The 20479-nt window shown below is 74.3% G+C and carries 17 protein-coding genes; 3 read left to right on the forward strand and 14 right to left on the reverse strand.

Annotated features, from left to right (window positions below; translation table 11 throughout):
• Nucleotides 1-367 precede the first annotated feature (367 nt).
• Nucleotides 368-2167 (reverse strand): hydroxysqualene dehydroxylase, encoded by a 1800-nt coding sequence (locus tag ACZ4W9_RS26800; protein WP_467940068.1) that lies wholly within the window; start codon nucleotides 2165-2167, stop codon nucleotides 368-370.
• Nucleotides 2168-2795: 628 nt separating this feature from the next.
• Between ACZ4W9_RS26800 and ACZ4W9_RS26805 the strand changes: the two genes are divergently transcribed.
• On the forward strand, nucleotides 2796-3734 hold the full coding sequence (locus ACZ4W9_RS26805; RefSeq protein WP_467940070.1) for a quinone oxidoreductase family protein: 939 nt from the start codon (nucleotides 2796-2798) through the stop codon (nucleotides 3732-3734).
• Nucleotides 3735-3989: 255 nt separating this feature from the next.
• Here ACZ4W9_RS26805 and ACZ4W9_RS26810 read toward each other — a convergent pair whose 3' ends face one another.
• From ACZ4W9_RS26810 to ACZ4W9_RS26840, 7 genes are all read right to left on the reverse strand, one after another.
• Nucleotides 3990-5144: a hypothetical protein gene (locus ACZ4W9_RS26810; RefSeq protein ID WP_467940071.1), complete on the reverse strand. Its 1155-nt coding sequence runs from the start codon at nucleotides 5142-5144 to the stop codon at nucleotides 3990-3992.
• A gap of 275 nt (nucleotides 5145-5419) precedes the next feature.
• Nucleotides 5420-6562 (reverse strand): GNAT family N-acetyltransferase, encoded by a 1143-nt coding sequence (locus tag ACZ4W9_RS26815; RefSeq protein WP_467940072.1) that lies wholly within the window; start codon nucleotides 6560-6562, stop codon nucleotides 5420-5422.
• On the reverse strand, nucleotides 6559-7833 hold the full coding sequence (locus ACZ4W9_RS26820; RefSeq protein WP_467940074.1) for an ATP-grasp domain-containing protein: 1275 nt from the start codon (nucleotides 7831-7833) through the stop codon (nucleotides 6559-6561). The genes ACZ4W9_RS26815 and ACZ4W9_RS26820 overlap by 4 nt, the downstream gene beginning before the upstream one ends.
• On the reverse strand, nucleotides 7823-9109 hold the full coding sequence (locus ACZ4W9_RS26825; protein ID WP_467940178.1) for an MFS transporter: 1287 nt from the start codon (nucleotides 9107-9109) through the stop codon (nucleotides 7823-7825). The genes ACZ4W9_RS26820 and ACZ4W9_RS26825 overlap by 11 nt, the downstream gene beginning before the upstream one ends.
• Nucleotides 9109-10473, reverse strand: coding sequence for a diaminopimelate decarboxylase family protein (locus ACZ4W9_RS26830; RefSeq protein ID WP_467940076.1), 1365 nt, complete (start codon nucleotides 10471-10473; stop codon nucleotides 9109-9111). The genes ACZ4W9_RS26825 and ACZ4W9_RS26830 overlap by 1 nt, the downstream gene beginning before the upstream one ends.
• Complete coding sequence (locus ACZ4W9_RS26835; RefSeq protein WP_467940077.1) at nucleotides 10470-11291, reverse strand: class I SAM-dependent methyltransferase; 822 nt, start codon at nucleotides 11289-11291, stop codon at nucleotides 10470-10472. Before ACZ4W9_RS26835 ends, ACZ4W9_RS26830 begins: the two co-directional genes overlap by 4 nt.
• A 5-nt stretch (nucleotides 11292-11296) precedes the next feature.
• Nucleotides 11297-11986: a 2OG-Fe dioxygenase family protein gene (locus ACZ4W9_RS26840; protein ID WP_467940078.1), complete on the reverse strand. Its 690-nt coding sequence runs from the start codon at nucleotides 11984-11986 to the stop codon at nucleotides 11297-11299.
• 274 nt (nucleotides 11987-12260) lie between these two features.
• Here ACZ4W9_RS26840 and ACZ4W9_RS26845 point away from each other — a divergent pair, with 274 nt between their 5' ends.
• Complete coding sequence (locus ACZ4W9_RS26845) at nucleotides 12261-13514, forward strand: GNAT family N-acetyltransferase (RefSeq protein ID WP_467940080.1); 1254 nt, start codon at nucleotides 12261-12263, stop codon at nucleotides 13512-13514.
• 178 nt (nucleotides 13515-13692) lie between these two features.
• On the forward strand, nucleotides 13693-14232 hold the full coding sequence (locus ACZ4W9_RS26850) for a GNAT family N-acetyltransferase (protein ID WP_467940081.1): 540 nt from the start codon (nucleotides 13693-13695) through the stop codon (nucleotides 14230-14232).
• 97 nt (nucleotides 14233-14329) lie between these two features.
• Here the strand turns inward: ACZ4W9_RS26850 and ACZ4W9_RS26855 are convergent, their stop codons facing one another.
• From ACZ4W9_RS26855 to ACZ4W9_RS26880, 6 genes are read right to left on the reverse strand one after another with little or no spacing between them, the layout of a single operon-like run.
• Nucleotides 14330-14887 (reverse strand): flavin reductase family protein, encoded by a 558-nt coding sequence (locus tag ACZ4W9_RS26855; protein ID WP_467940082.1) that lies wholly within the window; start codon nucleotides 14885-14887, stop codon nucleotides 14330-14332.
• Nucleotides 14888-14898: 11 nt separating this feature from the next.
• Nucleotides 14899-16113 carry an ATP-grasp domain-containing protein gene (locus tag ACZ4W9_RS26860; RefSeq protein WP_467940084.1) on the reverse strand — a complete coding sequence of 405 codons (1215 nt, stop codon included), beginning with the start codon at nucleotides 16111-16113 and terminating at the stop codon, nucleotides 14899-14901.
• On the reverse strand, nucleotides 16083-17720 hold the full coding sequence (locus ACZ4W9_RS26865) for an AMP-binding protein (protein ID WP_467940086.1): 1638 nt from the start codon (nucleotides 17718-17720) through the stop codon (nucleotides 16083-16085). Before ACZ4W9_RS26865 ends, ACZ4W9_RS26860 begins: the two co-directional genes overlap by 31 nt.
• Nucleotides 17717-18613 carry a hypothetical protein gene (locus tag ACZ4W9_RS26870; RefSeq protein WP_467940087.1) on the reverse strand — a complete coding sequence of 299 codons (897 nt, stop codon included), beginning with the start codon at nucleotides 18611-18613 and terminating at the stop codon, nucleotides 17717-17719. The genes ACZ4W9_RS26865 and ACZ4W9_RS26870 overlap by 4 nt, the downstream gene beginning before the upstream one ends.
• Nucleotides 18603-19373 (reverse strand): 4'-phosphopantetheinyl transferase family protein, encoded by a 771-nt coding sequence (locus ACZ4W9_RS26875; RefSeq protein ID WP_467940089.1) that lies wholly within the window; start codon nucleotides 19371-19373, stop codon nucleotides 18603-18605. Before ACZ4W9_RS26875 ends, ACZ4W9_RS26870 begins: the two co-directional genes overlap by 11 nt.
• Nucleotides 19370-20479: an acyl-CoA dehydrogenase family protein gene (locus ACZ4W9_RS26880; protein ID WP_467940180.1), complete on the reverse strand. Its 1110-nt coding sequence runs from the start codon at nucleotides 20477-20479 to the stop codon at nucleotides 19370-19372. The genes ACZ4W9_RS26875 and ACZ4W9_RS26880 overlap by 4 nt, the downstream gene beginning before the upstream one ends.

The raw sequence follows: 20479 nt of genomic DNA on the forward strand, positions 1-20479 counted from the left end.
TCCACCCCCCCCCCACCCCCCCCCCCCCCCCCCCCCCCCCCCCCCCCCCCCCCCCCCCCCCCCCCCCCCCCCCCCCCCCCCCCCCCCCCCGGCCGTGGCCGGCCGCCCGGGCGGTGACCGGGATGGCGGAGGCCACCGCGGTCGGCGGCATCGCGGCCACGCTTCACCGGATCGCGTGCGTGTACCCGTGCGCGACGCCCTCGCGCGGCACCTGGGCCTCCCGTCCGGGGCTGGTCGTGTCACGACACCTGTGCGCACAAGCCGTCTCGGGCACTTCGCCCCGGCAGCCGGGAGAGTGAACCCACACGCAACGGGACCGGGGTGTGCGGCTGTCGGAGGCCGTGGAGGCCCGCGGTGGCCTGTCCGCTCATCCCAGGTCGAAGGTGTTGGGCAGGCCCAGCCGGTAGCGCAGCTCGTCGACGCGCTTGAGGGGCTCCAGCTCCGCGGGGCGGTACAGCTCCCAGATCCGGCACCGCTCGGCGGACGAGCCGTCCCGGTCGAGGAGCGCGTTGACGGCCCTTCGCGCCGACTCGTTGGCGCCCTCCATCGTCGCCAGGTCCACGTCCGTGCGGACGTAGTCCCCGGCGAGGAAGAAGTTCGGCACGGCGGTCTTCGCCGACGGACGGTTGTACAGCGTGCCCGCGGGATGCACCAGCAGTGGCTCGCGGTTCCGAGGGTCGGGGCCGCCGAGTCCTGTCACGGCCGGGTCCATGAACCAGGCGATCCGGTCGGCGTCCGTGAGCGTCGTCCTGCCGGCGTCGTTCAGGGCGTCCTTCAACTGCGCCCAGCACTCCTCGACGATCTCCTCGCGCGTGCATTCACGGGCCGTCCTGCCGTACAGGATCCCCGGCTTGTCCCACTCCGAGACGATCGCCGACAGGCAGTCGCGGGCGCGTCCGTCGCCGTAGTCCTCCGGGAAGTTCCGTACGTCCCAGAACTGCGCCTGCCCGATCGCGGTCACCGACCACGGCGAGTCGAGGCAGTTGATGTGCCCGTGGACGACGGGCGTCGGCGTGCGCAGATAGAACTGCACACCGGTCATCCAGTCCGTCTGCAGCGCGTCGCACCGGGCGAGCCGCGGGTCGGCCGCGCGTAGCGCGGCACCCCAGGTGCGCCGGGCGTGCTCGACGGGCATGGCGGAGATGTAGTGGTCGGCGGTGACGGTGTGTTCGCCGCTCCCGTCACGGGCCGAGACCCGCACGCCGGTGACGCGCCCGCCGTCGTAGAGCACCTCCCGCACCTCGGTACCGAGGACGAACCGGACGCCCAGCGAGCGCAGGTGTGCGGACCAGGGGTCGATCCACGCCTCGCTCGTCGGGGCGTTGAGCACCCGGTCGACGTCCGCGTCGCCGTCCATGCCGCGGCCCAGCAGGCCCCACAGCAGCAGTGCCTCGATGATGACGCGGCCGACGGTGCGGGTGGAGGCGACCTCGGCGCGGGTGGCGACGAGGTTGCGGGTCTGCCCGATGCCCAGGAGCGTGCGGTACTCCTCGCTCATCCGCTCGGCGCGGATGAAGTGCCACCAGGGGGTCTTCTCCCACTGGTCCTCGCGGCGCGCGTCGCAGCTGGTGAGGTGGACGAGGACCCGGCCGGCGAAGTAGGCGGCCTCGTGCGCGGGCAGCCGGCTGCCCAGGTCGAGGACGGAGAGGATCTGGTCGCGGATCCACGACGGGGTGATGTCGCCGGGCGCGGGCGGGGTGGTCACCCGCCGCAGGGGGAAGTGCAGGTCCGGTCGGCCGCCCTCCCGGGCGAAGAGCGCCTCGGTGCCGTTGCGGAGGTTGCCGTGGACGCCGTCGGCGTTGCCGGGGAAGGGGATGCGGCGCATGCTGTCCGGAAGGTTGCGGTAGAAGCCGGGGAAGAAGCGGAAGCCGTGTTCGCCGGGCAGGGGCCTGCGGCCGCCGGTGCCGGTGCCCGGTACGTCCATCGACCGCGCCTTGCCGCCGAGCACGTCGTAGTACTCGTAGACGGTGACGGTGTAGCCGCGTTCGGCGAGTTCATGGGCGGCGCTCAGTCCGGCGACACCGCCGCCGAGGACGGCGACGTGCTTGCCGGTGGGGGCGGTGGCAGCGGCCTGGACCGTACCCGCGGACAGGGCGAGGGCGCCCGCCGTGCCTCCGGCACCCGCGAGGAACCGTCTGCGGGTCGTTCCCTGGTGTCCTGTGGTCATGGATACGGGAGAGTAGAGAGAGCGGGGACGCGGCGACAGGTCGCCATTCGGTCACCACGGCATCCTCACAACGACGCGCCGCGGGGCGACGGCGGACGGCGCCGGATCCCCGCCGCGCAGGGCACCTCGCACGCCGTGTACGTGCGTCGCACCGGTGGCACGGCCGAACCGCGCTCCTTCACCACGGAAGGAGAACTGCCCGCCTGCGGGCACGGAACGGTCGCCGCCCTCACCCTCCCCGGCGAGGCGGCTGAGTGTCTGCACCGCCGAGGCGGGCTCCGGCTCGGAGGCGCCTCGGTCACCGGCCGCGTGGACACGGCAGCCCGCGACCTCGCTCGGGCGGCACGCAGACCACGGGGTGTCCACCGACGTCGCCGGACGGGGCGCGTGCGTCGTCGGCGCACGGCGGGGCCGGAGCGATGTGCCTGCGGCGCGTCCCGTTGCCGCGGACGAGTCGCCGTACCGGAGCGGGTGACTGCCGTCGCAAGCGCGGGCGTCGCACACGACCCCCTTGCCCGGGTGCTTGCAAACGCGGGCATTTTCGGCTTGTGGCGGTAGTGGCCCTTGGTGTCGTCGCGGTGCTCCCCTGGGAGGACACCCCGTACACGACCGACCCTCGGAGTACGTCATGCTTGCCGCTCGTCTGCACACCTGGAACACCACACCCGGCCCGGAGGAGATCGCGGATCCCGCACCGCCGCGGGACGGCGAGGTGATCGTGGAAGTCGAGGCCGCCGCCGTAACCCATCTCGACCTCACCGTCATGACCGGTACCTTCGCGCACCGGCCCCCACTGCCGTTCACCCCCGGCACGGCGGGAGTCGGCACCGTCGTCGAGGGCGGCGCCGGACTGCTCGGACGCCGGGTGCTGGTGCGTGGCGGCGGCATCGGGCTGGAGCGGGACGGTACCTGGGGCGAGCGCGTCGCGGTCCCGGCCGGTGCGGTCCGCGAGGTCCCCCGGGAAGTGGATGCCGCGCTCGCCGCCACTTGCTACTCGCCGACGACCACCGCATGGGCCGCGGTGGAGGCGGTGGGCCGGGTCAAGAAGGGGGAGCGGGTGCTGGTGACCGGCGCGGCCGGCGCCGTCGGCTCTCTCTGCGTGCAGTTGGCCGCGCGAGCCGGCGCCTACGTCGTCGCGGTGGTCCGCGACGAGGACGCGGCCGGTGCCGTCCCCGAGGCCGCGCACGAGATCCTGGTCCGTCCGGCCCCCGAAGAGGCCGCGGGGAAGGAAGAGGCAGACGTCCTGCTCGACACCGTCGGCGGGAACACCGTCCCGGACTTCCTCGAGGCCATGCGGCCCGGAGGGCGCGCTGTCCTGATCGGCTACGTGGCCGGCACCACCCTCCGCGTCGACCTGCCCGCCCTGATGGCCCGGGACATCGCCCTGCTGCCGATGAACATGGTCCGCCGCCGTGTGCCCGCCGAGGTCTTCGACCGGCTCCTTCGCGACCTGGCCGACGGACGGCTCGCCCTGCGCACCACGTCCCTGCCCTTCGAGCGGATCGCGCAGGCGGTCGAGACCCGCCGGAAGGGGGGAGGCTGGGGGACGCTCGCCGTGCTGATGTGAGGTCGCCGAGGCGGCAACGGCCCCTCGGCTCCCGCACCCTGGGCGCGGCCGGTGCCCGGTCCGTACTTCGCTGCCGGGCCGTGTGCGCCTGGTGGATGTCCGTGACGGGTTCGCCGCACGGACGCGTACGGCACCCGGACCCGCTCCGTCACCGCGAGAGTGGCCGGCCGTGCGGCGCGGGAAGCGGTGCCGCCGCTGTGGCTGCCCGAGGCGTCGCAGTCGGCGGGTGCCGGCCACGGGCGCCGGCGGGCGGGGTCAGACGAGCCGGTCGCGGTGGTGGGCGGCGGTGTCCCGGACGAGCTGGGCGAAGCGTTCGCGGCTGCGGTTCTGGTGATGTTCGGCCTGTTCGTCGTCCCATTCCTCCACGTCGTCGGTGCCGGTCTCCTCGTCATGGCCGAGGTCGTCGTACTCGCTGTGGAGGAGCCAGCAGCCGTGGATGCCCGTGAGGAGGTCTTCGAGGAGATCTCGTGCGGGACGCCTGGGATCGAGGGGAGTCAGGCGCAGAGCCAGATCGCCGAGGTCGGGTTCGTCGTCGCCGGTGTACTCGGCGAGTGTCTCCTCCAGGTCCTCGAGCTGTTCCCGCAGTGCCGTCGGGTCGGGCAGCACACCGTCGGCTACGTGCATGGCGTGGCGGACAAGGCTGGTGACGGCGTCGTGCGGGGCGACGCCGTCGTTGATGAGGCCGAGGACCAGGGTGGGCGTCTCGTGGGGGAGGGCCTCGATGTTGTCGGCCTCGAGGACTACCTGGGCGGGGTCGAGCCCGGATGCCCGCGAGGCCACGTCGGCCGCGGCGGCGAGCCAGTGGGCCGCCGCGACCGCGGCCGCGGTCGGATCGATGCCGATGAAGAGTTCGTCGGGGCCGAAGGGATCCTGCCGCAGGAGGTCGTCGGCGGCGGCGACCTGGACGGGAGAGGCGTCCTCACGGCTGAGCAGGACGGCCTGTTGGGCGCGGCCGCCGAGGTCACCGAGTTCGGCGCTCTCCACGGCCGCGAGTTCCACGGCGGCTTCGGCGGCGATGGCCTTCACGAGGTGCGGGTCGCCGAGGCTGTGCAGGGCCCGCCCGACCCGGTGAGCGGATTCGAGGAGGCCGCTGTAGGAGACCACCATGCTGCCGCCGCTCGGCAGGTTCGGCCGGGTGATCGCCTCGACGACCCCGCCGAATCCCTTGCGCTCCTCCTCGCGGCGCCAGCCGTCGCTGTTGGGTTCCAAGGAGTCGGCAGCACTGGCGGGATGCGTGTAGGTGCGCCACGCGGCGCTGGAGAGCTGGGTGAGTGCCCGGGCCAGAGCGAGGAGACTGCCGACGCCGGCGCCGGCCGGCAGGGTGGCGACGCAGGCGGCCAGGTCGCCTTCGCCCGTTCCCCAGGCGGCGATCAACTCGTGCCGGTCCGGCTCGACACAGTAGCGGGTCATGAGAAGGCTCCTCCGCGGACAGGTGCTGCGTGATGTCCTGCCGAGCCTATGAGACGGACAGCCGCGCCGGTTCGGCATCGCGAGCGTCGTGAGCGGTGACGTTGCCGGCCTCGGCGCCCGGCTCGCGGACGAGTCCGCCGTGCCGTCGCGTTCGCACGGCGGACCCGCGCGCTCGCGGGGGAGCACGCGGGTACTCCGCGCGTCTGCCAGGCAGCCGCCGGGCACTTCGAGCGGTATGCCGCTTCGGGCGACGGCCGGGAAGGGCCGGTCTGCTCTCAGACGCCCAGCTCGGCCAGCTCGGCCAGCCGTCGCGTGAGGTCCTCCCGGCGTGCCTTGACGTACGCGAACTGGCGGACCGGGGTGCAGCCCCGGGAGAGTTTCACCGTGTCCGAGCCGGTGGAGTAGTGGATGTGCGTCAGGCCCTCGGCCATCGCCAGACGCAGCAACTCGTAGTAGACGAGGCCGAAATACAGCGGCAGCCGTCCCTTCGCCGCGTAGTCGAAGCCGCCCTGACGGGCGTACAGCTGCCCGTCGTGGGTGAAGGTCAGCACGAAACCCGCCAGTTCACCGTCCAGGTGGGCGGTGGTGACCCGGGCCGCCGCACCGGCGTGGGCGGCCACGCTGCGCAGTACCGCGAGGAAGGCCGCCGCGTCCGCGGGTGTGCCGTGTTTGGCATACAGGGCCGTCTCCAGCGGGGCGATCCGTTCGATGAGTTCCTCGGTGAGGGGCCGGGTCCGGTAGGTGACGCCCGCCTGTGCCAGCACCCGGACCTCCTTGCGGATCTTCACCCGGTGCCGGGAGGGGAACCGGGCGAGGTACGTGCCGAAGTCCCCGTCGGCCGGCACCTGGAGGGAATACGCGGTCTGCCCGGGCAGGGCGGTGTACCGCCCGGACTCCAGGACCTGGCGCAGCGGGGTGTCGTCCTCGTCGACGTACAGGAACGAGACCGCGTCGAGGCCGGCCTGCCACGCCTCGTCCTCCGCCGTCGCGACCAGCCGGCGAAGCACCGCGTGCTGCTCCTCGGGCGGCAGTCCGGGGCGCACGCCGGCCTTGGTGTGCGACGGATTGCGGCCGCCGCAGGCCAGCGCGGGCATGAGCGCGTCGGTCCAGTCGGCACCGCGCCCGGTCAGCCGCTCGTGGAGGGAGGTGACCACCCGTCCGGGAGCGCAGAAGACGTACGGTGTGCCGGCCTCGAGCGGGTAGGCGGGCAGAGCCGCCAGCGGCTCGCCGTCCCGCACGGCCGTGAAGTAGTACGGGGGAGTGGCCGCGGTCGCCTGGGCGTGCCGCAGCCAGGGGGACGTCGAGTAGAAGCCCCGCGGCCCGAACAGCGCGTCCCAGCGTTCCGTGTCGACTTCCGCCAGGTCCCGGTGCACGGCCACCTCCCACGCGGAGGTGTCTTTCGCCGCGGCGGCTGTCACCGCTCGTCCTCGTCGGCCGCGAAGACGGGGGTGAGCTGGCCGAGCGCGGACTCGGCGCGGCGTACCGCGTCGCCGGTGGTGTCGCCCACGGCGACGACGTACCCGAGCAGGTCCAGGTTGGACTCGGCGGGCCGTACCCGGTCCCCGGGGCGGACCTCCAGGTCCACCTCCGCCACGCCCGGGACGCGGCGTGCCAGGTCCACGCCCTCGACGCGGGCGAGGGTACCGGTGCGGTGCGCGGCCAGGTACCGGGAGGCGGCGGCGTTCTCGCGCGTGCGGGTGAGGTCGGCGGCCTGCCCGGCGTGCAGCCGGACGACCTCCCGCTGCAGGTAGAGGCCCGTCGCCTCGCGTATCAGCTGGGTGATCTCGGCACCGGGCATGCGCCCGTTGACCTCCACGATCCGCGGTCCCTCGGCGGTCACCTTCACCTCGACATGGGCGGCCCCGAAGTCGTGGCCGACCGCCTCCAGGGCGCGCCGGGCCAGGTCGGCGCAGCTTTGGCGGACCGGCTCGGACAGCATCGAGGGGAAGGTGTCGCCCATCTCCACGAAGTGGGGGTGAGGGCCGAGTGCCTTGTCGGTGACGCCGAGGACGTGCCGTTCGCCGTCCACGAGGACCGACTCCACGCTGACCTCGAAGCCGATCAGGTACTCCTCGACCAGTACGCCCGGACGGCGCGGCTGGCCGCGGAAGTCGGTGGGGCTCGCGGTCAGGTCGCGGTAGGCCGCCACCACCTCGGCGGGCGTGCGGCACAGAGTGACGCCGATGCTCGCGGACTCCGTCATCGGCTTGACCACGCAGGGGTAGCCGAAGCGGCCGGCCGCGTCCAGCGCGTCGGCCTCCCCGGTCGCCTGGTGGTAGTCCGGCACCGCGACACCGGCCGCCCGGCACGCGTCGCGCATCAGCAGCTTGTCCCGGCAGGTGCGGGCCGCCTCGGGGGACAGCCCCGGCAGACCGAAGCGGGCGGCGACCTCGGCGACGATCGGGATGTTGTAGTCGGTGACGGTCATCACCCCGCGCAGCCGGCCCGCCGCGTGGAACGGGGCGAGCGCGGCGACGACCGCGTCGACAGAGTTGGTGTCCGTGGTGACGACCTCGTCGAGGTGCTTGGCGTACACCTCCTCGGCCAGGCTGACCACACGGTAGCGGTCCGGGTCGTTGCTCACCAGGACGGTGTGGAAGCCCAGTTCGTGGGCGGCCCGCAGGGGGGTCAGGCCGAAGTTCGACAACTGGCTCTCGACGACGGCGAGAACACCGGGTTCAGTGCTCATGGCTGTGCCTTTCGGATTCGGGCGTCGCGCAGCGGACGCGGTCTTCGTCACGGGCCGCGGCGACGGCCGCGGCGATCGGCCGCCGGGCGGCCAGGGTGAGGAGCAGAGCGGCCGACGTACACGCGGCGGGCAGGCCGAGGGCCGCGACGGGGCCGGCGCTGTCGGCGACCGCACCGGTGAGCGCGGAGCCCAGCGCACCGCCCACGGCGATGAAACTGCCCACGCCGGCGAACGCCTCCGTCATCCGGTGACGTGCCGTCATGTCGCCGACCAGCTGGAACTCCTCGGCGCCGGCGGGGGCCATGGGAAGCCCGCTCAGCGCCAGCAGCGCGCCCAGCAGGACGAGCGTCCAGGCCGCCGGCAGGCCCGCGCGGTGGGCCAGGGCGGCCGACGGCAGCACGGCCAGCGCGAGGGTCAGGACCACCAGGAGCCGTACGTACCGGCCAAAGGTGCTGCCGCCGCGGGTTCGGGCGCCGTAGAGCAGACCGCCCACGACGCTGCCCGCGGACTGCAACGCGACCAGCGACCCGGCCAGTTCGGGCGCGGATCCCTGAGCGCGCAGCGTCGCCGTGACGGCCACCGCCAGTGCGCTGGACAGGGCCGCGGTGAGGGCGATCGCGGCGAGCACCGACAGCGCGGCGGCACCGCGCCGGGTGTCCCGGCCCGGCGCGCGGCGGGGCACGGGCGCGCGTCGGCGCACGATGCCCGCCTGCCCGTAGCCCACCGCTCCCGCCCCCAGCAGCACGGCGGTGGCCGGCAGCACGGTGCGGGCCCCGAGGAGCCAGCCGAGCGCGCTGACCACCGACGGCCCGAGCACGAACAGCAGTTCACTGAGGGTCGACTCGAACGTGTAGGCCCGCTTGCGCAGATCCTCGTCGTCGGTGAGGTCCTGCCACATCGCCCGCGCCGACGCACCCACCGGAGCCGTGGCCAGGCCCGCGCAGCAGGCCACGGCGAACAGGATGCCGATGGGCGCGCGGGACGCCCCCAGCGCGGCGGCGACCAGCAGAGCGCCGGACAGCGGCCCGGTGATCCGCAATACGGGCGCCGGCCCGCGCCGGTCCATCAGCCGGCCGATGAACGGGCCGCCCACGGCGCTGCCGAGGGCGTACACCGCTCCGGCGCCACCCGCCACCGCCACGGACCGGTCCGACTGGACCAGGGCCAGCAGCAGGGCGAGCGGCACCATCGTGCCGGCCAGGCGCGCGAGCGCGGCGGGCACCGCCGCCGCACTCGCGCCGGGGAGCCTCAGCAGCTCCGCGTAACTCCTGAACATCACGACGACTCGGACGGTCGGACACCCGGGTCGGCCAGCCGGAACACATCGGCTCCCGTCTCCGCCCGCCAGACCAGTTCCTCCCGGTCCCCGTCGAGCGCGACCACGGCGGCCCTGGTCCGGATGAAGTTGTTGCTCCGGCCGAGCGAGTAGGCGCCCGTGTCGTGCAGGCACAGCAGGTCACCGACCCGTATGTCCTCGGGCAGGTCGACGGCGGCGGCGTGGATGTCGTTCTCATAGCACAACGGTCCGGCCACCGACCACGCGGCGGTCGTCGGCGCGTAGGCACGGCCGAGCGGCACCAGGCGGTGCTCCTCGCCGCTGCCCGTCCAGGGAGCGACGTTGTTGCCGCCGTCCAGGATCAGCCAGCGGGCGTCCGGCAGTTCCTTGCGCGACGCCACCCGGGTCACCATCGCCATCGCGTCGGAGACCAGCCAGCGCCCCGGCTCCAACGCCAGGACGACGTCGGCCAGCCCCGCCTCCCGCAGCCGCTTGTCCACGTCGGCCAGCAGCCCGGGCACGTCCAGCACCGGCTCCGGATCCGGCAACGGGGTGCCGCCCTGCTGCCCCCACAGCGCCGTGAGCGGGCCGGTGCGGGGGCGGCGGATGCCCGGGACGCCGAAGCCGCCGCCGATGTTGACCTCGCGCAGCCCGACCGTGCGGTGCAGGGCCGCGGCCTCCCGCAGGATCGGCTCCAGCGCGGCCACCATCAGCTCCTGGTGCACGATCTGACTGCTGAGGTGGGCGTGTACCGCTGTCAGCGACAGGTGGGGGCAGGCCGTGATGCGCTCGACGAGACCGGCGAGCTGCGCGGAGCCGGCCGGCCAGCCGAAGCGGTTGCGGCGGGCGGCCCGTTCGGCCAGTGCCCGGTACGACGGGTCCGGCGACGTCGACAGCGGCAGCCCGGGGGAGATCCGGATGCCGACCTCGATCGTCCGCCCGGCGGCAGCGGCCAGCCGCTGAAGCGTCTCGATCTCCTGCTCGCCGTCGATGTTGACCCGTACTCCGTGCCGTACGGCCGCCGCCAGCTCTTCCTCGGTCTTCACCGGGCCGTTGAACACGACGGCCTCCGGCGGGAATCCGGCGGCCAGCGCGGCGTCCAGCTCGTAACCGGAGACCACGTCGGCGCCCATGCCGTGACCGGCGAGCCGCCGGCACAGATAGGGCAGGTAGTTGGTCTTCACCGAGTAGTAGACCCGGGTGGGCCTGTGCAACGAGTCCAGGGCCGCGAGCAGTTCGCGGGCCGCGCCGTCCAGCCGCCCGGCATCCAGCACCTGTAGCGGAGTGCCGTGCCGGCCCGCGATGTCGACCAGGCGGCCGTAGTCCCAGTCGGCGGTCCGGGAGTCCCGTGCGAGGCGGCTCACGACGCGGCCTCCGTCCCGGCCGCGGCGTCGCGCGCGGTCCCCGTCAGCAGCCGGAACCCGGCGTCGATGTGGTCGCGCTCCAGCAGGTCGGCGTAACGGCGCTGCCACGCGCCCGAGGCGAGGTCGGCGCGCAGCCGGGCCACACCGCGCTCGACGGCCGCCGGGTCGGTCAGCGCGAACGCCGAGCAGGCCCGCCGGACGGCCGGCTCCAGGTAGGCCTCCGGTCGCCGCCAGAAGGCCGTCATGAAGCCGTCGGTGAAGTCGTGCCAGACGGGCAGTTCCACGACCTCGCACGGGCCGAGCAACGTGGTGAGCCGCTCCAGCGACGGGACCCGGGAACGCTCGGCGTCGGCGATCTCCGGTACGTAGTCCCGGGTGAACCAGAAGTCGGCCTGGACGTCCATGTCGTAGGTGACGACGGTGAACCGGTCGGCCACGCGCAGGAGTTCCGCGATCCCGGCCTCCAGGTCCGACCAGTGGTGCACGGTCAGCACGGCCATGGCCGCGTCGAAGGTCCGGTCGTCGAAGGGCAGGTTCTCCGCGCGGCCCGCCAGGCAGGGGGCGCTGCCCGCGCCCCGCTGGGCGCGCATCTCCCGTGAGGGCTCGACCGCGATCACCTGCAGGCCCTCCGGCTCGTACGCGCCTGAACCGGCTCCCAGGTTCAGGACCGTACGCGCCTCGCCCAGGGACTCGCGGATCAGCGCGGCCCAGCGCGGGTCGGGGCGGCGGACGGCGGAGTAGCCTACGCCGATGCGGTCATAGACGGCAGCCGTGCCCGAAGTGGCGGCGGGCGGGCTGTCGAGAACGGTGTGGGTCACGGATCTCACGCCTCGCCGTTGCTCGCGAGGACCTCGGCCTCGTACTCCTCGCCGTAGCGCCGGTGCTCCCACGGGTTCACCGCGACCAGCCACACGTCGCGGTGGCCGCCCTCCTCGCTGAGGTGCTCGATGTCGGTCACGTGATGGAACATCAACCGGTCGTCGAAACAGATCGCCTGGCCGTCCTGGAGAGTGGTGGTGAAGAACGGCTCACCACCGCCGAGCGGCATCAACTGCGTCTCGCCGCCGGATATGTTGTGCCGCCGGGTCACGGCGACGATGCCGTAGTGGTGGCCGTCGCGGTGCGGGCCCTCGGGGGCCGCCACCCCCTCCACCTCGGGGGTGGACACGACCCGGCACTGGTGCACGTTCAGCTGCCAGACGGTGCCCTTGTCCAGATCCAGGGCCTCCGCACCGGCCGCGATCAGCGGTGTGGGGTCCACCGTCAGCGGTTCCAGGGTGCGCAGTCGGCCGCCGACCAGGTCGTTGTACTGGCGGGGCTGGGCGAAATGACGGTGCGGCAGGAGCTCGAGCTTCCACTCGCCGTCGTGGACCAGCCGGAACTGCGAGAAGCGGCGGTAGCGCTGTTGTGAGCCGGTGTACGGGTCGAGCGGGAGGTTCTCGAACTGGGCGAGGGTGTACTCGTCCGGTTCCGGTGTCTCGATGATCGCGAAGCCCTGTGCGTTCAAAGCCATGCCTGACTCCCTCCTTCGCGCCCCGGGACCCCGTGCCACAGGCCCCCGAGCTGCACGGATCAGTGATTGCGAAGGACGCTAGCCAGGTGCGGACCGAAGGTGAATGATCTTGCTGGTCGAGTAGCCCCCTGCCTTCTTCGACAAAATGGCGGATTGACCTGTGGTGGCGGGTGTGGAAACGGCAGGGTTCTTCCAACCCGCTGCCGCCTTACGGCATTTGACGATCTATTTGCCGGTGGGAAGGCAGCGGTCGGATGTGCTGTACACATGTCCGGTGACCACTTCCCAGTTCCAGCTTCGCTGTGTCGCCGAGCAGGAGTTCGTTCCCTGGGCGCGCATGATCGCCGACACATACGGCCTGGACCGGTCGGACGAGGAGCTCGCCGAACAGCGGGCCGCGACGGATCTCACCCGCACCCTGGCCGTTTTCGACGAGGGCGAGCCGGTCGCCGGGGCCTCCGTCTACAGCCGGTCCCTGACCGTGCCCGGGGGCGTCCTGCCGGTGGCGGGAATCGCCTCCGTGGGCGTGGCCCCGACGCATCGCCGCCGCGGCATCCTCACCTCGATGATGCGCGCCCAGCTGACCGACCTGCACGAGCGGCGGCGCGAGCCGGTCGCCGCGCTCCGTCCCTCCGAGGCCGGCATCTACGGACGGTACGGCTATGGCCCCGCGACGGCCGGCAACCGGATGCGCTGTGACCGGCGCGCCATGCGCTTTCGCCCGGACACCGACTTCGGCGACGGAACCGTCCGGCTGCGCCACGCCGTCCAGGCCCGCCCCGTCCTCGAGGAGATCTACGACCGGGTCCGCGCCACCACGGTCGGCTGGCCCGACCGGCGGGCGGCCCACTGGGCGGTGCGCCTCGCCGACCATCCGCACCGGCGCGGTGGCGCCACCTCGCTCCGGTTCGCCGTGCACGAGGAGCGCGACGGGCATGCCACCGGCTACGCGCTCTACCGGCACGGCTCCGCGCCGGACGGGCTCGGTGGCAGTACCGGGACGGTGGAAGTGGTGGAGCTGGCGGCGTGCTCGCTCCGGGCGTACGCGGCGCTGTGGCGCTTCCTCGCCGGGATCGACCTGGTGACCCGGATCGACTACGAGGGCGCCCTGGACGAGCCCTTGCCCCACCTGCTCGTCGAACCCCGGGCGGTCCAGGCGGCGCCGGTGGACCGCCTGTGGCTGCGGCCGGCCGACGTGGGCAGGGCTTTGGCCGGCCGGAGTTACAGCCTTCCGCTGGACCTCGTGCTGGAGGTGCGCGACGACTTCTGCCCGTGGAACAGCGGGCGCCACCGGCTGCAGGCGGAAGCGGGGAACGTTCTGTGCGAACCCACGACCGCCCCGGCCGACCTACGCCTGACGGCGGCGGAACTCGGCGCCGCTTTCCTCGGCGGCACCTCGCTGGCCGTCCTCGCGGCCGCCGGCCTCGTCGAGGAACTGCGGCGCGGCGCGCTCTCCCGAGCCTCGGCGGCCTTCCGCGGCGAACGCGAACCCTGGTACCCCGGCGGCTGGGCCTTCCCGCTCTACTGAACAGTCCGTCGGACGCGCTGCCGCTCCCATCAGGCGGCCTCGAGGGTGGTTGGTGTCGGCGAGTACGCCACACGCGAAGGACGGGTCTACGGCGCGGTGCTCATCGACGTCGGGACCCGGCCTCGCCCCGCGTCGAGGGGATTGCCTCGGGGGGACGAGTTCACGTTGGCTGGGCAGCATGACTGAACTGCGTACCGATCGCCTCGTCCTGCGTCGATGGCGCGACTGCGACCTTGAACCGTGGGCGGCGATGAACGCCGATCCCGAGGTCCGGGAGCACCTGGGTGACCTGCTCACCCGTGAACAGAGCGATGCCTCCGTGGCGCGGTTCCAGGCCGAGTTCGACCGGCGAGGCTATGGATGGTGGGCGGTCGAGGTGCGGGACGCGGGCGAGTTCATCGGCTTCGCGGGCCTGGACCGGGTGGATGACGGCATGCCGTTCAGCGGAGTGGAGATCGGCTGGCGGCTCACCCGCTCGGCCTGGGGCCGGGGTTACGCCACCGAGGCCGCGCTGGCAGTCGTGGCCCACGGTTTCGACACGCTCGGGCTTCCGGAGATCCTCGCCGTGACGACGTCCGCCAACCTCCGTTCCCAGGCCGTGATGCGGAGGATCGGCATGACCCGGGACCCGGCCGGCGACTTCGACGATCCCGCCGTACCGGAAGGACCGTTGCGTCCGAATGTTCTGTTCCGCATCGCCCGTGGTGCGAGAGCCTGACTGCTGCGGCTCTGCCCCCCCGGCCGGCCGGTCCGCGGACCAGGACACGCTCGGCCACTCCCCGCCCAGCCCCGGCGACGGCCGACTGCGGCAGGCGTCACGCGTACGGGTCCAGCCGGTGCGCGCGGTGGCGGTGGAGGACCAAGGGAGGGGCGTCCCCGTCGTGGGACGCCTCCAGGGGGACGCCCACCAGGAGGGTGTGGTCGCCCACCTCGATCGACCGTTCGACGACACAGGTGAACACGGCCGACGTGTGGGCCAGCACGGGCTGGCCGTCGCGGACGGTGTGCGGGACGCCGTCGAAGCGCCGCAGGGGGTCTCCCTGGGCGAAGCGGCGGTACAGCTCCCGTTGCCGCCAGGAGACGACGTTGACGGCGAAGCCGCCGGTGCGCAGGACGTGGAGCAGGGTACGGCTGGTGTTCGCGAGCGACACCAGCAGCGAGGGCGGCTGGGCGGACAGCGAGACGACGGAGTTGACGGTGCAGCCCAGCGGGCCGTCCGGACTCTGCGTCGTGACGATGCTGACGCCGCTGGGGAGGTGGGTCATGGCGGCGCGGAAGGCGTCGCGGTCGGCGCGCGGCCGGTGCTCGGGACCGCTGCCGGAGGGGCCGGCGGCCGGCGGCAGGGACGTGGCGGCGGGTGCGGGAAGGCCCATGGGAAGACTCCTCAGGAAGTCGGTAGCAGTGGGGGCGGCGCGGGGGAGACGGGATCGGACGCACGGTGGAGGACCGGGCCGAGCGCCTCCTCCACGGCCCGGACCCGCGCGTGGAGTCCGTCGCGGCTGCCGGCCCCGACGACGACGTGCCCGGGACGCTCGTGGCTGTGCCGCCAGACCGGCAGACGGTCGCCGGGACGCGCGCGCACCTCCAGTTCCACCACGCCGTCGAGGGCCCGGCAGCGCTCCGGATCGGCGTGGCCGGCGAGGACGGCGTCCTCCCAGGGGAAGTAGTGGACGGCCGCGTGGGCGAAGCGCGGACGCGGCTCGGCGGCGACCGCGCCGGGGAGGACCGAGCGGACGGCCAGTTCGTACTGGTCGAGCCCGGTGACCAGCCGGGTCAGCAACGGGATGCGGTCGCCGCCGGCCCGGGTGTGCGTCTCGATCACGTGCACCCGGCCGTCCTCGACCTTGACCTCGGTGTGGCTGGCGCCCCGGTCGACACCGAGGGCGTCGAGGCAGTCGCGTACGCATGTCTCGATGCGGCCGCGCACCACCGGGTCGACGCAGGCCGGGGCCTCGTGACCGGTCTCGATGAAGCGCGGCGGCCCGCTGGTGCGCTTGGCGGTGACGCCGAGGACGCGGTGGCCGTCCTCGCCGGACACGGCCTCCACGCTGTACTCGGGGCCGCTGACGTAACGCTCCCAGAGCAGGCCGCGGAGTTCCTCGCGCAGGGCCGGGTAGTCGGCCGGCCGGGCGATGTAGCGCACGCCCCGGCTGCCGGCGCCCCGGACGGGTTTGGCGACCAGGGGGAAGGCATCCGCCTCCGGTTCGTCCTCGCCGACGATGCCGAAGGCGGGACCGGGACAGGCGCCCCGCAGTGCCCGGCGCATCACGAGCTTGTCCCGGGTGCGCAGCACGGCGCCCACGGACACCGACGGCAGCCCCAGCGCCTCGGAGAGCAGGGCGGCCGGAAGCAGTCCGAACTCCGTGAAGGAGAGGACCGCGGCGGTGTCGCGCGGCAGCGGCGCCTCCAGCGGGGACGTCGGGTCGTCGCGGTAGGGGGCGCGGTGCACGGCGAGGACGCCGGGGCCCGGCCGCGGCAGGGGCTCGCCGGGATCGACGATCCAGACGAAGGGGATGCCCAGGCGGGTCAGGGTGGCGTGGCCCTCCACGGGACGGGCGCCGACGAGGACTACGGGCGGGCCGGGGCGGTTTCTCGCCATCGGGGCTCCTTGACCGGGGTGAGTGCGGGGGCGTCTTGCAGCAGGGCGGCGAGGGCCGCCCGGTCCGTCTTTCCGTTGCCGTTCAGGGGCAGTTCGGGACGGACGTGGAGGAAGGCGGGGACCATGTAGACGGGCAGCCGGTCACGGAGCGCGGCGAGCAGTGTCCCGGGTTCGGGTTCGGCACCGGTGCACACGGCGTGCAGTTCCGTGCCGCCGTGCGCCGTGGGCAGCGCGAGGACCACGGCGTCGTGCACGCCGGGCTGGTCGCGCAGCGCGGACTCGATCTCGCCGAGTTCGACGCGGTAACCGTCGACCTTCACCTGGTGGTCGAGGCGGCCGAGGTGGAGGAGTCCGTCCCGGCCGCTCCCGCGGACCCGGTCGCCGGTGCGGTACCACATACGGGCCGGGACCGCGTCCGTCCGCCGGGCGGCCGGCCCGGGCGGCGCCGAAGCCGGGTCGCAGGGGTCGGCGGGACGGTCGCCGTCCAGGTCCCAGAAGCGTCCGGCGTTGTCGGCGGGGTCCAGGTAGCCGGGGAAGCGCTGGGGGCCGCGCACGCACAGTTCCCCCTCCTTCGCCGGCCGCCCCGCGGCGTCGAGGACGCGATGCTCCAGGTGCGGGTAGACCTGTCCGATCGGCACCGTTCCGTTGGCGGTCGCGGGCCAGTCGTCCATGTCGGTGCCGAGACCGAACTCCGAGCAGGTGATGGTCAGTTCGGTCGGGCCGTAGAAGTTCTCCAGCCGCGACGACGGCGCCGCCGCCTGCCACGCCCGGGCCTGCTGGAGCGTGAGCGGCTCCCCCGCGAAGAGGCTGTGGCGCAGCCCCGGCATGGCACCGGGGCGCAGCGCCCGCATCCGCCGGGCGAAGGAGATCACCGAGGGGACGGAGCACCAGTGGGTCAGGCGACGGTCGTTGACGAACCGTACGGGCGCCAGGATCTCGTCCCGGCTCGGCACGACGAGGGTGGCCCCGCCGCCCCACGCGGTGAACAGGTCGAACACCGAGACGTCGAAGGTGAGGTCGAAGGTCTGGGAGAGCCGGGAGCCGGGCCCCACCTCGTAGCGGCCGATGACATGGGCGAGGTACGGGGCGACGTTGTCATGGAGGATCGGTACGCCCTTGGGGGCGCCGGTGCTGCCGGAGGTGAACAGGATGTAGGCGGGCGCCCCCGGTTCCCCGGCGCGGGGAGCCGTGCCGTCGGCGGCGCTTTCGGCCGCGTCGGCCAGGTCGAGCAGCGGCACCGGCGGCCCGCCCGCCTCGCCGGTCCCGTCGGTCAGCACCAGGTCCAGCCCGGCACGCCGGGCGACGGAGGCGTTGCGGGCGCCGGGCCAGGCGGTGTTGAGCGGGACGACCGTGGCACCGAGCCGCTGCACGGCCAGGTAGCCGGCGTACGTGGCGGGCCGCCGGCCGGCCAGCAGACCGACGCGGCGCGGCGGTCCGGGGCAGGCCCGGAGGACGCCGGCCGCGACACGGGCGCTGTACTCGTCGAGTTCGCGGTAGGTCAGGACCCGCCCGTCGGCCTCCAGGGCGACGCGGTCGGGGTGGCGCGCGGCCGATGCGGCGAACCACGCGTGCAGGGTGCCGGGGTGCTCCCCGGTGCGGGCGGTCACCAGGCCGCTCCCGCGCTCACGGCGGCGGGGCGGGCGGCGGCCGCGTCGGGACCGATCGCGGCGAGGATGCGGTCGAAGGCGGTGCGCACCAGCGAGGCGCGGGGCCTGCCGCGTGCCGCCGACTGGGCGGCGTAGCGCAGGGAGCGGGACAGCTCGCCCCACGCGGCGGCGGTCGCCGGCTCGGCGCGGTGCAGGTACTGGTGGTGGCGCGCCGCGGCCCAGAGGTCCTCGGCGTAGCGGACCAGCGCCTCCGGGTCGGAGGGCAGCAGGTCGCGCAGGAGGGCGAGCGAGGCGGCGGTGCCGTGGACCCAGTCGCCGGGGCACGGATCGAAGCGGCCGGCGCCGTGCTCCAGCCAGCGGTGGTTCCCCGGGTCCGGCACCCAGGCGGGGCCGCCGCCGAGGGCGTACACGTCCCGCTGGTGCAGCACGGTGTCCAGGCCCGGCAACGGGGCGAGCAGCAGGCGCAGTCCGGCCTCGTCGACCCAGCCGCGGTACGGGGCCTGATGGCCTTCGGGCAGCAGGGCGTCGAAGTCGTCGACGACCAGCCAGCGGTCGCCGTCGCGGGCGGCGAGGCGGAACCAGTGCGGCACGTCGCGCACCAGGTGGGACGGGCTCCACGGCAGGTTGCGGCAGTCGGCCACGGCGAGGACGTCGCCCCGGCGGGCGAACTCGCGCCTCAGGGCGGACAGGGCGTCCTCCCAGCGGCGCGCGCCGCGGTAGCCGAAGTCGGGCGCCACCCGCTCGTGGTGGCTGAAGGCCAAGGTGCCGTCGAGACCGTCGCGGCGGACGGAGAGGGAGAAACCGGCCGCCAGCCGCCGCTCGGCAGCGGGGTCGGTGAGACGGAGGTGCTCCTTGAGGTTGGTGGTGTAGCAGCTCAGCGGTTCAGCGGGCACGGAGATCTCCAAAGGCACAACTCACGGGAAGGACGCTGAGGTGACGCAGGGCGATCCAGGTGAGATCGCCCAGGGTGCCGGTGCGGGGTCGCACCGGGATGTCGAGGGACCACGGGCGGCCGGCGATGCCGGTGCCGTCGGCCTTCACGCAGGCCTCCTGCACGGTCCACACCCAGGCGAACTCCAGGGCGCGGCGGTCGGCCGGCAGCGAGGACAGCTCGGCGGCGCGTGCGCGCAGGCACCGGCGGACCAGGCCGGGCGGCAGGTCCGGCCCGGGCGGGAACTGGACGTCCACGCCCACCCGCCGGCCGGGGGCCACGGCGGCGGCCACCAGGTCACCGCCCGGGCCGTAGCCCGAGACATCCTCCGCTGCGCCGGCCGGGACACCGCCCGGGGCGTGGCCCGAGGCATCGTCCGCGGTGTCGGCCGAGGCGCCGTCCGGGCCGTCGTGGGAGAGGCTGACGCCCAGATGGGGCAGCCCCTCCAGCCCGGGCCGGCCGCGGACGCCGGCGGTCAGCGGGACGTCCTCGGTCCCGGGACACACCTCGGCCAGCAGGGTGCGCAGCAGTCCCCGGGCGGCGAGGGACTGACGGCGCCGCCACCGAGGCCGGCCGCCCACGTCCGCCAGGTCGGCCGGGTGGGTGCTCGGAGCGGCCCCGCGCGCCCAGGCCACCCACACCCCGGGCGCCGCCTCGACGGTGACGGGACCGGACGGCCGGACCGCGGCGCCGGGGCGCGCCAGGACCGGGACGACGGTCACGACGCCGCCTCGCGGGACCGGGACAGCAGCGCCTCCGCCTGGTCGGCGACGGAGGCGAGCACGGTCTCGGTGCTGCCGCCGGCGATGCCGAACAGCGCGGCCTCGGCACGCCGGTGCTGCATGCCCGCGGCGGCGAAGCCGTCCGCACCGCACAGCTGCGCGCAGACCCCGAGGACGTGGTCGGCCGTCTCCCCGGCCGCCGCCTTCACCAGCGCCGCACCGGCGTGGTCGTGCCCGGCGGCCACGGAGGTCCCGAGCGCCTCCACCAGCGCCTCCAGCTGGCGGGTGCGGACCAGGGCGGCGGCGAGCCGCTGGCGGATCGCGGGCTGCTCCCACAGGCCGCGTTCCGCCAGCCGGTCCCGGGTGTCGGCCAGCGCCCGGCGGCAGGCCGCCGCCGCCCACAGGCCGCCGGCGAGGCGTTCCACCGCGATGTGCCGGGCGAACAGCGCCAGCCCGCGCCCCGCGCCGCCGACCGGCCCGTCCGCGAGCACCGGTGCGCCGTCGAGGTGGACGTGTCCGGTGCCGGATCCCGCGAAGTACGGGCCCGGCGCCGCCTCGATCCGCACCCGCGGGTCGTCGGCGCTCACGAGGTACCAGGTGAAGTTGGTGAAGTGCGGGCCGGGACGACGGCGGGCCAGGACGAGCAGCAGGTCGGTGTGGACCGCGTTGGTGATCCACCGTTTGGCGCCGCGCAGCACCGTCCCGGCGTCCGTCTCCTCGACGTGTGTCGCCAGGGCCGTGAGGTCGGAGCCGGGGCCGCTGTCGGTGGCGGCCAGCGCCACGACGGCCCGGCCGTCGAGCATCCGCCGGGCGACGTCCGCCGCGGCCGGCCCGCGCCGGCCCGCCTCCGCCAGCAGCGGCAGCACGGTGGCGGCCTGGACGCAGACCGACAGCAGGGGCCCGGCGCCCTCCTCCGCCTCGCAGCGCGCGATCAGGTCGCCGAACCGGCCCGGGACCACCCCGCGTTCGGGCCGACCCTCCCGGTAGATCCCGCGCAGGGCGCCCTCGGCACCCAGGCGCGCCCACAGGTCGCGTCCGGACCCCGGGCCGGCCGGCCCGGGCCGCGCCGCGGGCCCGCGCCGGCCGCGCTCCAGGAGTTCCACCAC

Source organism: Streptomyces sp. NPDC029296, from assembly GCF_055569255.1.